Origin of the sequence: Streptomyces shaanxiensis (genome assembly GCF_039537145.1) — a bacterium.
In the GTDB taxonomy this organism is placed as follows: domain Bacteria; phylum Actinomycetota; class Actinomycetes; order Streptomycetales; family Streptomycetaceae; genus Streptomyces; species Streptomyces shaanxiensis.
The window spans coordinates 1-11,834 of sequence record NZ_BAAAZY010000026.1 but is presented as its reverse complement, the minus strand read 5'-3'; the positions used below and the strand labels follow the sequence as shown (position 1 = coordinate 11,834).

Sequence of the window (11,834 nt, the reverse complement as noted above, 5' to 3'; positions counted from 1 at the left end):
CCGGGCGCTTCCCTTCGGTCTTGCGTTTCCGACTCTATCAGATCTTTTCTCGATCCGATTCCCTGTCGGCGGGATGTCGTGAGGCTCTGGGCTTTCGCCCGTCGGCCTTTCGACATTCACTACGTTAACCGATTCCCCCGCCCGATTCATAATCGGGCCTCGTGGATTCGAATTCGGGCATGCGCGCACGCCGAAATCGACCCCGTTGAGGGTGTTCGTAGGTAGTGGGTTGGCCGCTCCGGCTGCTGACTACGCAGTACCCGGTTCAGCGGCTCGGGCTACGTTACGCGCCTCGCCAAGGTGCGTCAACTTGAGCGGCGCCGCGGGACATGGGCCCTATAGGGGCTCACCGTAGGGTCGTTGGCGATCCAGAAGCGCCAGGGGTGGATGTCGCCGTTGCCGCCGTCACCTGCCACGCCGGTTCGGGGGCCGTTGCGTACCTGGTCGGAAGGGATCGGGGTGCCGGCGAGGATCCGCAGCTGTGTCTCGCCGGAGGCGCACGCGTCGGTGCCGTCCAAAGACCGGTCAACGTCCAGGGCGGTGGCCAGGCGGGCCGGTCCTTTGGCCAGTTCCTTGTCGTTGCGGGCCGAGAGTCGACGTTTGCGAGCGAGCTCGGCGCCCTCGACGATCTCGCCGGCCCGGAGCAGGACCGCGCTCGCGTGGCCGTCGGGGCCGCACACCAGGTTCATGCAGTGCCACATGCCGTAGGTGAAGTAGACATATACATGGCCGGGGGGACCGAACATCACGTCGTTGCGGGCGGTGCGTCCGCGATAGGCATGGGAGCCGGGGTCGTTCGGGCCGTCGTAGGCCTCGACCTCCGTGAGGCGGAGGGCGATCGGACCGTCCGGTGTGGTGCGTACGAGGATGCGGCCCAGGAGGTCGGGGGCGACCTCCAGGACGGGCCGGTCGAAGAAGTTCCTGGGGAGGGGCGTACGGTCGGGGGTCGCGATCATGCCGTCCGAGGGTAGTGCAGACGGGTGGTTGCGACGGGGTGGTCAGGGGGCGTGCACCTTGCCAGGGTGGGAGCGCGGAACCGGCCACGACCGGATCGCGTTTGTAGGGGTCAAGGATCCACTCTGAAAGAGGAGAGACATGGCGTTCAAGAAGCTGCTCGCGAGCCTGGGGGCCGGTGGCGCTTCGGTCGAGACGGTGCTGACGGAGGTCAACGTCGTTCCGGGCGGTGTCGTCCAGGGTGAGGTGCGGATTCAGGGCGGGTCCGTGAGCCAGGACATCGAGGGCCTGTCGGTGGGCCTGCAGGCTCGCGTCGAGGTCGAGGGCCAGGACTCGGAGTACAAGCAGGACATCGAGTTCACGAAGCTGCCGCTCGGTGGTGCCTTCGAACTGCAGGCCGGGGCTGTGCACGCGGTGCCCTTCGGGCTGGAGATCCCGTGGGAGACGCCGGTCACGACGATCGACGGTCAGACGCTGCGCGGCATGAACATCGGTGTGACGACGGAGCTGGCGATCGCGCGGGCCGTGGACTCCACCGACCTGGACCCGATCAACGTGCACCCGCTGCCCGCGCAGAAGGCGATCCTCGACGCCTTCATCCAGCTGGGCTTCCGCTTCAAGAACGCGGACATGGAGCGCGGCCACATCCGGGGTACGCGGCAGAAGCTGCCGTTCTACCAGGAGATCGAGTTCTTCCCGCCGCAGCAGTACCGCGGCATCAACCAGGTCGAGTTGAGCTTCGTCGCGGACGAGAACGCGATGGACGTCGTCCTGGAAATGGACAAGAAGCCGGGGCTGTTCAGCGAGGGCAGCGACACCTTCCGGTCGTTCCAGGTGGGTCTGAACGACTTCCACGGGACCGACTGGGCGGCGTATCTCAACCAGTGGCTGTCCGAGGTCGGCAGCAAGCGCAACTGGTTCTAGGCTCGGAACTGCTGATTCCACTGGTTCGTCAGGAGGTATCGAAGTGACCGAGCTGAAGAGGCGGCCGCTGCCGCACGACTTCCATCCGCCCGTGCCGTCGTTCACGGTCGCGAGCGAGGACGTCGAGCACGGCGGGACCCTCAAGGACGCTCAGGTCTACGCGGACGGCAACACCTCGCCCCAGCTGCGCTGGGAGGGCTTCCCGGCCGAGACCAAGAGCTTCGCCGTGACCTGCTACGACCCCGACGCCCCTACGGGGAGCGGGTTCTGGCACTGGGTCGTCTTCGACATTCCGGCCTCCGTGACGGAGCTGCCGGCGGGGGCGGGCAGCGGCAAGTTCGAGGGGCTGCCGGAGGGGGCCGTACAGGCGCGGAACGACTATGGGTCGAAGGACTTCGGTGGTGCCGCGCCGCCCCCGGGCGACGGGTCGCACCGCTATGTGTTCACGGTGTACGCCGTGGACCAGGAGAAGCTCGGTCCGGACTCGGACGCCAGCCCGGCCGTCGTCGGCTTCAACCTGAGGTTCCACGCGCTCGCGCGTGCCCATGTGATCGGTGAGTACGAGGCGCCCGCCGAAGCCTGACGTTCATGGAACGTTTGCCCGCCCCTGGTCTTGGAAGTGATCAGGGGCGGGCATTTTTTATTTCGTTGTCCATCTCGGCGCGCCCGGCCAGAGTTGATCCCAGTCCGCCAGGGGGTGGGCAGGTGCACACGGGAGGTGGGCTGGTCATGCGGGACACGCTGGTACTCAACGCGAGCTTCGAGCCGCTGTCGACGGTGACGTTGAATCGAGCCGTCGTTCTGGTGCTGCAGGACAAGGCCGTCGTCGAGCAGGCCCACCCCGAACTGCGCATGCGTGGAGCCGAGGTCGACATACCCGCCCCCCGGGTGATCCGGCTGTGCAGGTACGTACGGGTGCCGTTCCGAAGACAAGCGCCGTGGTCGAGGCGGGGTGTGCTGGTGCGCGACCGGCACAGGTGCGCGTACTGCGGGCGCAGGGCCACGACGGTGGACCATGTGGTGCCGCGGTCGCACGGTGGGCAGGACACGTGGCTGAATACGGTCGCCTCGTGTGCGGAGGACAATCATCGGAAGGCTGACCGGACGCCTGAGCAGGCGGGTATGCCGCTGCTCAGGGAGCCGTTCGAGCCGACTCCCGCCGATGCGATGTTGCTGGCGCTGGGGGCCGACGAGTTTGCTGCGCTGCCGGATTGGCTGGCACTGGACGCTGCGTGACCAATCGCCGTTGAGCCTTGGGTTATTCGTTGGCTGCGGGTTCGCTGTGGCTTGTCGCGCAGTTCCCCGCGCCCCTAAAAGCCTTTGGGGCCCGCCTCCTCGTGAGGCGGGCCCCTTCGTCGTACGACCGACTCAGCGTCAGTCGATCGACGGCTTCTCTCGGCGTTCCGTGCCTGAACCGCTGTTGCCGGACGACCCGTTGCCTCCGCCCAGGCCGCCCAGGTTGCCCATCGCGCCGGAGAGGCCCTTGAGGGCGTCGCCGATTTCGCTGGGGACGATCCAGAGCTTGTTGGCGTCGCCCTCGGCGATCTTGGGGAGCATCTGGAGGTACTGGTAGCTGAGGAGCTTCTGGTCCGGGTCGCCGGCGTGGATCGCCTCGAAGACCGTGCGGACTGCTTGAGCCTCGCCCTCGGCGCGCAGGGCCGCCGCCTTGGCCTCACCCTCGGCGCGGAGGATCTGGGACTGCTTCTCGCCCTCTGCGGTGAGGATGGCGGCCTGGCGCGTACCTTCGGCGGTGAGGATGGCGGCGCGCTTGTCACGGTCGGCGCGCATCTGCTTCTCCATCGAGTCCTGGATGGAGGTGGGGGGTTCGATCGCCTTCAGTTCGACTCGGTTGACTCGGATTCCCCACTTGCCCGTCGCCTCGTCGAGGACGCCTCGCAGCGCCGCGTTGATCTCCTCGCGGGAGGTCAGGGTGCGCTCGAGGTCCATGCCACCGATGATGTTGCGGAGTGTGGTGACCGTCAGCTGCTCGATTGCCTGGATGTAGCTGGCCACTTCGTAGGTGGCGGCGCGGGCGTCGGTCACCTGGTAGTAGATGACCGTGTCGATGTTCACGACCAGGTTGTCCTGGGTGATCACCGGCTGCGGCGGGAACGGCACGACCTGTTCACGCAGGTCGATGCGGTTGCGGATGGTGTCGATGAACGGGACCACGATGTTGAGGCCCGCGTTGAGTGTCCGCGTGTAGCGACCGAAGCGTTCGACGATGGCCGCACTCGCCTGTGGGATGACCTGGATCGTCTTGATCAGGGCGATGAAGACCAACACCACCAGAATGATCAGGACGATGATGACCGGTTCCATCGTCGTTCCCCGTACCCCTTCTCCACCGCGGCGTTTTCCGCAGATCTTATGGTTGTTGAAGATCTTGCTGGTCGAGTCTGACAGACCGTCGTGTGCCTCGTGGCTGGTTCGCGCCACTTGCGTCGGGCGAGGTCACATGACGATCGCCGTGGCCCCCTCGATGTCCACGACGTCCACTTCCTGGCCTACTTCGTAGGCGCGGTCGGTGTCGAGGGCGCGTGCCGACCAGACCTCTCCGGCGAGCTTGATCCGGCCGCCGGAGGCGTCGACGCGTTCCAGGACGACGGCCTGTTTGCCTTTCAACGCCTCGATGCCGGTGGCTAGTTGGGGTCGCTGTGCGCGATGCCGGTTCGCGATGGGCCGTACGACGGCGATGAGGGCGGTCGAGATGACGACGAAAGCCACGACCTGGATGACGGCGTCACCGCCGAAGATGCCGGCGACCACCGCGGCCGCGACGGCACCGACCGCCAGCATGCCGAGTTCGGGCATCGCGGTGATCACGAGCCCGATGCCGAGCGCTGCCGCGCCGATCAACCACCAAACCCACGCGTCGATTTCCACATGGTCATGGTATGACTGCGGGCCCTGTCGCGGACAGGGCGCCGATCAGTTTGAAGGGCCTTCTTACCGGGGTTTCGCCGAGGGGTCGCGCGGTGAAGGGCGCGGTCAGGACAGGGGGAGGCCCTGTGCGGTCCAGCGGTCGCCGACCTGTTCGACGACGAGGGGCAGGCCGAAGCAGAGGGAGAGGTTGCGGGAGGTGAGCTCGAGCTCCAGCGGGCCGGCGGCGAGGACCTTGCCCTGACGGATCATCAGGACGTGGGTGAAGCCGGGGGCGATCTCCTCGACGTGGTGGGTGACCATGAGCATCGACGGGGCGATCGGGTCGCGGGCGAGGCGGCCGAGACGGCGTACGAGGTCCTCGCGGCCGCCGAGGTCGAGGCCGGCGGCGGGCTCGTCGAGGAGAAGCAGCTCGGGGTCGGTCATCAGGGCGCGGGCGATGAGGGTGCGCTTGCGCTCGCCCTCGGAGAGGGTGCCGAACTTCCGGTCCAGGTAGTCGCTCATGCCGAGGCGGTCGAGGAAGGCGCGGGCGCGCTGCTCGTCGATCTCGTCGTAGTCCTCGTGCCAGCCGGCGGTCATGCCGTACGCGGCGGTCAGCACGGTCTGCAGGACGGTCTGGCGCTTGGGGAGCTTGTCGATCATGGCGACGCCGGCCGTGCCGATGCGTGGGCGCAGCTCGAAGACGTCGGTGCCGGGCTTGCCGAGGGTCTCGCCGAGGATGGAGACGGTGCCCTTGCTGGGGTAGAGGTAGCTGGAGGCGAGGTTCAGAACGGTGGTCTTGCCGGCGCCGTTGGGGCCGAGGATGACCCAGCGCTCGCCTTCCTTGACCGACCAGGAGACCTGGTCCACCAGAGCCCGGCCCTCACGGACCACGGATACGTCCTGAAGCTCCAGAACATCGCTCATGAGCGCGTTGTCTCCCCTTGCAGTGTGACCGGTGTCGGCGTCTCGGCGTCTCGGCGTCTCGGTGGTCGCGTGCGCCTGTGGGCGCAGCCCTCTAGGAAATCTACGCCACCGGTCCACCGCTTCATTCCATCGGTCCGGTCCTTAGGGTGGGGGCATGCTCTCGGAACCACGTTCAGGACGTCTTGCGGCTTGGGGAAATGCCCTTTTGGCCGGACTTGTCTCGCCGGATGACGCTGTGCTCGAGATCGTCGGAGACGATGCCGTGCACCGGGTGGAGGGGCTGCCGGGTGAGTCGGCGCCTGTGGGGCTCACGCTGGCGCTGGGGCGGCTGCGGGCGCTCGGGGTGAGCGGGCTGCGGGTCGCGCTGCCCGCGCCGGGGCATCCGCTGGGGTTGAGCGGGCCGCCGGAGTTCAATGCGCGGGCGCTGGACGCCGAGGAGGCGGTGATCTGTCACGGGGCGGCGTTCGGGCTGGTGCCTGAGGTGTACGAGGCCGGGCCCGCCGGTGATGTGCATGTCGAGGTGGTCTGGCACTGCCTGGCCGTGCGGGAGGCGCCGCCCGCCGATGTGCCCTCCCTGGGGGAGGCCGAGCGGGAGCTGGCGGAGGCCCTGCGGGACGCGACCGAGGTGTTGTCGCGGTTGGATGTCGCCGGGTCGGGGCCGGTGGCGGAGGCGGCGATCGATGCGTATCGGGCGCGGGCCGAGCGGGGGCGGGAAGTGTTGGCGCCGGGGTATCCGCCTCGGGCGGTGCGGGTGCTTGAGCTGGCGCAGCGGGTGGGGTTGCTGGTCTCGCTGGCGTATGAGAACGGGCACGGGGCTGCGGTCAGCTCCGCTGAGATGAGGGCTCGGGCGGAGGCGCTGCGGCCGGTGGAGCGGGTGGCTCGGCGGGCTCAGGTGGCGGCGTACAACGCGTATGTGGAGGAGCGGGAGCGGGGCGTGCGGTGAGCGTGCTCAGCCCTGAGCGATGAGCCGACAAACTGACCGGCCTCCTGGGATACCCAGGAGGCCGGAGGTCACTGCTCGCTTCGGTTCGGCGTCACTTGTTGACGGCCAGGTTGCCGAAGGCGGGGTTCAGGATGCCGACGACGTTCACGCTGTTGCCCGAGACGTTGACCGGCACGTGGACCGGGGCCTGGACGAGGTTGCCCGAGGCGATGCCCGGGGAGCCCACGGCCTTGCCGTCGGCGTGCGCGCCGTCGGTGGCGGAGGCCATTCCGGCACCGGCGGCCAGCAGGCCACCCGCCACCATCGTCACAGCCGCTGCCTTCTTCAGGTTCTTCACTTCTAAGCCCTCCTTGCGATTGCCGCGGCAAGTCGCCGCAGCACGCACTGAAGAACGGCGGAGACCCGCGGAGGATGCGCCATCTGGGGGACATTCCCACGACGGTATGAATCTCAGTCCGGAGCGGAACGCTCCGTATTGCCGTCGGTGACGTCCTGCGGAGAGCGTTTCAGCCGGTCACGCCATGGCGTACGGCCCACAGGGCCGCCTGTGTGCGGTCTGCCAGGTCGAGCTTCATCAGGATGTTCGAGACGTGGGTCTTGACGGTCTTCTCCGACAGGACCAGGGCTCTGGCTATCTCCCGGTTCGAGCGGCCGTCCGCGATCAGACCGAGCACCTCGCGCTCCCGCTCGGTCAGGGAACCTGCCCTCCCCTGCCCCGAGTTGGCCTCCTCCTGGGACAACAGGGCGCCCGCGACCTCGGGTTGGAGCAGGATGTGGCCGGCGTGGACCGAGCGGATGGCTCCGGCGAGTGCGTCCGGGTCCACGTCCTTGTAGACGTAACCGGCGGCGCCCGCGCGCAGGGCCGGGATCACCGTGCGCTGTTCGGTGAAGCTGGTGACGATCAGCACGCGCGCGGGGTTGTCCAGTTCGCGGAGCTTGCGCAGGGCGTCGACGCCGTCCATGCCCGGCATCTTGACGTCCATGAGGACGACATCCGGCTTCAGTTCCTCCGCACGGGCCACTCCCTCGGCGCCGTCGGCGGCCTCGCCCACGACCTCGATGTCGTCCTGCACTTCGAGGAAGGTGCGCAGGCCCCGGCGGACCACCTGGTGGTCGTCGACGAGCAGCACCTTGATTGCGTCAGCCACCGGGAGCCTCCATTTCGATCGTGGTGCCCTTGCCGGGCGCCGATTCCACGGTCAGCGTGCCGCCGACCCCGCTCGCACGGTCCCGCATGGAGACCAGGCCGAGGTGGCGTCCGGCGCGGCGTATCGCCTTCGGGTCGAAGCCGTTGCCGTCGTCCGTGACCCGCAGGACGGCTCCGCTGCCGCGCCGGTCCAGCGTCACGTCGACGTGCTCGGCTCCGGAGTGCCGCAGGGCGTTGTGCAGGGCTTCCTGGGCGACGCGCAGCACGGCCTCCTCCTGGGCGGAGGGCAGCGCCTTCACGCCGCGGCCGGCGAAGGTCACGCGCGCGGTGTGGGCGCGGTCGAGGACCTGGATCTGGGTGCGCAGGGTGGCTACGAGGCCGTCCTCGTCCAGGGCGGCGGGGCGCAACTCGACGACCGCGGCCCGCAGTTCGTCGGCGGCCTCGGCGGCGAGTGCGGCCACCTGGTGCAACTCGCCCTTGGCGCGGGACGGGTCACGGTCGATCAGGGCGGCGGCGGCCTGGGCCGTCAGGCGCAGGGAGAACAGCTTCTGGCTGACCGCGTCGTGCAGTTCGTGGGCCAGGCGCGAGCGCTCCTCGGCGATCGTCAGCTCGCGGCTGCGCTCGTAGAGGCGGGCGTTGGTGAGGGCGATCGCGGCGTGCTGGGCGAGGATGGAGAGGAGTTCCTCGTCCTCCTGCGTGAAGCCGCAACTCCCCTCCGGCTTCGGGCAGTTCTTGTTGGCGAGGAACAGCGCGCCGATGACCTCGTCGCCGTCGCGGATCGGCAGGCCCAGGAAGTCGGACATGTCGGGGTGGGCCGAGGGCCAGCCCTCGAAGCGGGGGTCCTTGCGCACGTCCGCGAGGCGCTCGACCTCGGCCTCCTGGAGCATCGCGGCGAGGATGCCGTGCTGGCGGGGCAGCGGGCCGATGGCCTTCCACTGCTCGTCGCTGACCCCGTCGACCACGAACTGGGCGAAGCCGCCGTGGTCGTCCGGCACTCCGAGCGCGGCGTACTGCGCGCCGAGCAGCTCGCGGGCCGAGGCGACGATCGTCTTGAGGACGTCGCGCACCTCAAGATGCCTGCTCATGGCCAGCAACGCGGAGCTCACCGCGGCGAGGCCGGACCTGGGGCCTTGACTCATGCCCTCACGGTACCGGCGGGGTGTGACAGTCGGATCGGACCTGTGGCGGCGGCCGGCTGGGGCGCGGGACCTAGGCCTGTGGTCCCAGGCGCGGCGGCGTAGGGCGACGGGCCCCCGGCGCGCGACGTAGGGCGAAAGGCCCCGGTGGGCGACGTAGGACGAAGGGCCCCGCCTCTTTGCGGCTCGCGTCCGAGGCGGCGCGGGCGCTCCGGTTCCTACGTTGAGGGCACCGCCGATCGGAGGCGGCCTGGGACGAGGGGACGGTTGTCATGCCGGTAGCGATCATCACGGGGGCCTCGAAGGGACTGGGGCGGGCGCTCGCCGAGGCGCTGGCCGGGCGGGGCTGGGACCTGGTGCTCGACGCCAGGACGGCGGAGGTCCTCCAGGAGGCGGCGGCGGGGCTCCAGGCGTACGGCACGCGCGTGACGGCCGTGCCGGGGGACGTCACGGACGCCGGGCACCGAGCCGGGCTGGTGGCGGCCGCCTGGCGGCTGGGCGGCGTCGATCTGCTGGTGAGCAACGCCAGCGCGTTGGGCGCCGAGCCGCTGGTACGGCTGGACGAGCTGCCCCTGGAGGGGCTGCGGCGGGCGCTGGAGGTGAACGTGGTCGCCGCGTTGGCCCTCGTCCAGGAGGCGCTGCCGCTGCTGCGGGCGTCCGGGACGGGCGCGGTGATCACGGTCAGCTCGGACGCGGCCGCCGAGGCGTATGCGACGTGGGGCGGGTACGGGGCCTCGAAGGCCGCGCTGGACCATCTCGCGGCGGTGCTCGGCGAGGAGGAGCCCGGGCTGCGGGTGTGGGCGGTGGACCCCGGGGACATGGCCACGGACCTGTACGCGGCGGCCGTACCGGACGACGACGATCCGCGGCCGGCGCCGGACAGTGTGGTGCCTGCCTTCCTGCGGCTGCTGGACGAGCGCCCGGCGAGCGGCCGCTATGGGGCCCCGGCGCTGTTGGAGGGGCGGCGATGACGCTGGCGGTGAGGGTGCCGGAGGAGTTGTCGGCCCGGGTGCCGGCCGAGCAGCGTGGACCGGGGCTGGACCGGGATGCCGTACGGCTGCTGGTGTCCCGGGGCACGGAGGTGTCGCACCACGCGTTCCGTGAGCTGCCGCGGCTGCTGCGGGCCGGGGATCTGCTGGTCGTCAACACGTCGGAGACGCTGGCCGCCGCCGTGGACGGGCGGATCGGGCACGCGCGCGTGGTGGTGCACTTCTCCACGCGCGGGGACGACGGGCGGTGGGCGGTCGAGCTGCGGGATCCCGACGAGCGGGGCACCACGCACGCGCGTGCGGGCGGGCCCGCGGGGACTGAGGTGCGGCTGCCGGGCGGGCTGTGGCTGGTACTGGAGGAGCCGCTGAGCGCCGAGAGCGAGCGGCTGTGGTGGGCACGGGTGGGCGGACCGCAGGGGGCGGGGGGTGTTGGCCGACGGGCATCACGGGGCACCGGCTCACAGGAGGCAGGGGGCGCTGGCCCGCAGGGGGCAAGGGGCGCTGACCCGCAAGAGGCAGGGGGCGCCCTCGCGCAAGAGGCAGAAGATCCCGGCACGCAGAGCTCACGGATCACCGGCCCACAGGAAGCAGGAGGCGCCGACCCACAGGACCCGCGGGTCACCGGCCCGCAGACCCCGCCGGGCATCGACCCTCAGGCCCCGCCGGGCATCGCCCCTCAGGGTGCCGACGTCCTCGGGCTGATGCGTGAGCACGGGCGGCCGATTCGCTACTCCTATACGGAGCGGGATCAGCCGTTGTTCGTCTACCAAACGGTGTTCGCGTTGCCGTCCGCCGACGGCACGGGCAGTGCGGAGATGCCGAGCGCGGCGCGGCCCTTCACGGTGCGGATGGTGACGGAGCTGGTGAGCCGGGGTGTGCAGTTCGCGCCGATCACGCTGCACACCGGGGTGGCCTCGGCCGAGGCGCACGAGCCGCCGTATCCGGAGCGGTTCGCGGTGCCGGAGGCGTCGGCCCGGCTCATCAATGCGGTGAAGGCGGGCGACGGGAGGGTCGTCGCCGTCGGGACCACGGCCGTGCGGGCCGTGGAGTCGGCGGCGGACGCCGCCGGGGTCGTACGCGCGCGTGCAGGGTGGACGGACCTGGTCGTCACCCCGGAGCGCGGGGTGCGGGTGGTGGACGGGCTGCTGACCGGGCTGCACGAGCCGGAGGCCTCGCACCTGCTGATGCTGGAGGCGGTCGCGGGGCGAGCCGCTGTCGACCGCAGCTATGAGGCGGCACTGCGAGGGCTCTACCTCTGGCACGAGTTCGGCGACGTGCATCTCATCCTCCCGTCGCAGGCCCCTCACGCAGAGCATTGCTCCAGCAACTGCCGGTGAGACTGTTACGTGGCCGATGTGAGCCCGCACATAGGGCGCAGGTCACGTACGAAAGTCCGTAGTAGGTAGCGGCGTCCCATTTGAACGGCATAGACGGTCCCGTCTGTCCTATTTTGCCCTTCCCGGCTCCACTATCGGGGATCGTACGTCACACCTTTGCCACGCAATTTTGCGGCCGCTAAGAATTGCTCTCGTCGCTCAACGCCGCGGGTTTCCCCCGCGGCGTTTGTGCCGGAAGCACCCGTGTCCCCCGCCGGACAGCGAGCGACCTCCGCGCTATTCGAAGAGGTCCATCTGCCATGCTCAAGAACACCAAGAACCGCGGTCCCATTCGTGCGCTGACTCAGCGGCACAAGATCGCGATCGCCGGTGTCGCCACCCTCGGCGCCGCCGCCCTCGCCTTCTCCGCCGTCCCCGGCAACGCCCAGACGACCACGGCCGAGGCCCCCACGGGCCAGGTGGCCTACAGCAATGAGCAGATCAAGGACGTCAAGGGCAGCGTCACCGACCAGCTGGCCGGCGACAAGGTGAAGGCCGCGGAGATGGCGGCCAAGCACAAGGCCGCCGTGGCTGCCGCCAAGCACCGGGCCGCCGAGGCCGCCGCCAAGCACCGGG

At 69.7% G+C, this 11,834-nt stretch carries 13 protein-coding genes and 1 pseudogene; 7 read left to right on the top strand and 7 right to left on the bottom strand.

From position 1 onward, the window contains the following. Nucleotides 1–305 precede the first annotated feature (305 nt). Complete coding sequence (locus ABD932_RS37360; protein WP_345020039.1) at nucleotides 306–956, bottom strand: DNA-3-methyladenine glycosylase; 651 nt, start codon at nucleotides 954–956, stop codon at nucleotides 306–308. Between the two features lie 139 nt (nucleotides 957–1,095). Here ABD932_RS37360 and ABD932_RS37355 point away from each other — a divergent pair, with 139 nt between their 5' ends. The 3 genes from ABD932_RS37355 (at nucleotide 1,096) to ABD932_RS37345 (ending at nucleotide 3,114) form a co-directional block, all read left to right on the top strand. Continuing rightward, nucleotides 1,096–1,878, top strand: a complete 783-nt coding sequence (locus tag ABD932_RS37355; protein WP_126390788.1) for a sporulation protein — start codon at nucleotides 1,096–1,098, stop codon at nucleotides 1,876–1,878. A 43-nt stretch (nucleotides 1,879–1,921) separates the two neighbouring features. Then, entirely contained in the window at nucleotides 1,922–2,461 is a 540-nt protein-coding gene (locus tag ABD932_RS37350) for a YbhB/YbcL family Raf kinase inhibitor-like protein (RefSeq protein WP_345020036.1), read from the top strand. Between the two features lie 146 nt (nucleotides 2,462–2,607). After that, the gene (locus ABD932_RS37345; protein ID WP_126390792.1) at nucleotides 2,608–3,114 is read left to right on the top strand and encodes an HNH endonuclease; all 507 of its coding nucleotides are present in this window, start codon (nucleotides 2,608–2,610) and stop codon (nucleotides 3,112–3,114) included. 138 nt (nucleotides 3,115–3,252) lie between these two features. Here ABD932_RS37345 and ABD932_RS37340 read toward each other — a convergent pair whose 3' ends face one another. The 3 genes from ABD932_RS37340 to ABD932_RS37330 form a co-directional block, all read right to left on the bottom strand. Beyond that, nucleotides 3,253–4,200: an SPFH domain-containing protein gene (locus ABD932_RS37340; protein WP_250090215.1), complete on the bottom strand. Its 948-nt coding sequence runs from the start codon at nucleotides 4,198–4,200 to the stop codon at nucleotides 3,253–3,255. A gap of 132 nt (nucleotides 4,201–4,332) precedes the next feature. Continuing rightward, complete coding sequence (locus ABD932_RS37335) at nucleotides 4,333–4,764, bottom strand: NfeD family protein (RefSeq protein WP_126390794.1); 432 nt, start codon at nucleotides 4,762–4,764, stop codon at nucleotides 4,333–4,335. A 105-nt stretch (nucleotides 4,765–4,869) separates the two neighbouring features. Beyond that, complete coding sequence (locus tag ABD932_RS37330) at nucleotides 4,870–5,667, bottom strand: ABC transporter ATP-binding protein (protein WP_093907362.1); 798 nt, start codon at nucleotides 5,665–5,667, stop codon at nucleotides 4,870–4,872. A 154-nt stretch (nucleotides 5,668–5,821) separates the two neighbouring features. On the opposite strand from ABD932_RS37330, the gene ABD932_RS37325 reads away from it, so the two are divergent. After that, nucleotides 5,822–6,610 (top strand): hypothetical protein, encoded by a 789-nt coding sequence (locus ABD932_RS37325; protein ID WP_345020031.1) that lies wholly within the window; start codon nucleotides 5,822–5,824, stop codon nucleotides 6,608–6,610. A gap of 91 nt (nucleotides 6,611–6,701) precedes the next feature. Here the strand turns inward: ABD932_RS37325 and chpE are convergent, their stop codons facing one another. The 3 genes from chpE to ABD932_RS37310 form a co-directional block, all read right to left on the bottom strand. Next, nucleotides 6,702–6,947 (bottom strand): chaplin ChpE, encoded by a 246-nt coding sequence (chpE, locus tag ABD932_RS37320; protein WP_345020029.1) that lies wholly within the window; start codon nucleotides 6,945–6,947, stop codon nucleotides 6,702–6,704. 169 nt (nucleotides 6,948–7,116) lie between these two features. Further along, complete coding sequence (locus tag ABD932_RS37315) at nucleotides 7,117–7,758, bottom strand: response regulator (protein WP_126390802.1); 642 nt, start codon at nucleotides 7,756–7,758, stop codon at nucleotides 7,117–7,119. Further along, complete coding sequence (locus ABD932_RS37310; RefSeq protein WP_345020026.1) at nucleotides 7,751–8,896, bottom strand: GAF domain-containing sensor histidine kinase; 1,146 nt, start codon at nucleotides 8,894–8,896, stop codon at nucleotides 7,751–7,753. Before ABD932_RS37310 ends, ABD932_RS37315 begins: the two co-directional genes overlap by 8 nt. Before the next feature lie 269 nt (nucleotides 8,897–9,165). On the opposite strand from ABD932_RS37310, the gene ABD932_RS37305 reads away from it, so the two are divergent. The 3 genes and pseudogenes from ABD932_RS37305 to ABD932_RS37295 form a co-directional block, all read left to right on the top strand. Then, nucleotides 9,166–9,864 carry an SDR family NAD(P)-dependent oxidoreductase gene (locus ABD932_RS37305; protein WP_345020024.1) on the top strand — a complete coding sequence of 233 codons (699 nt, stop codon included), beginning with the start codon at nucleotides 9,166–9,168 and terminating at the stop codon, nucleotides 9,862–9,864. Continuing rightward, complete coding sequence (locus ABD932_RS37300; RefSeq protein WP_345020022.1) at nucleotides 9,861–11,219, top strand: S-adenosylmethionine:tRNA ribosyltransferase-isomerase; 1,359 nt, start codon at nucleotides 9,861–9,863, stop codon at nucleotides 11,217–11,219. Before ABD932_RS37305 ends, ABD932_RS37300 begins: the two co-directional genes overlap by 4 nt. Nucleotides 11,220–11,518: 299 nt before the next feature. After that, nucleotides 11,519–11,834, top strand: a pseudogene (locus ABD932_RS37295) (transglycosylase SLT domain-containing protein); the annotation flags it as partial.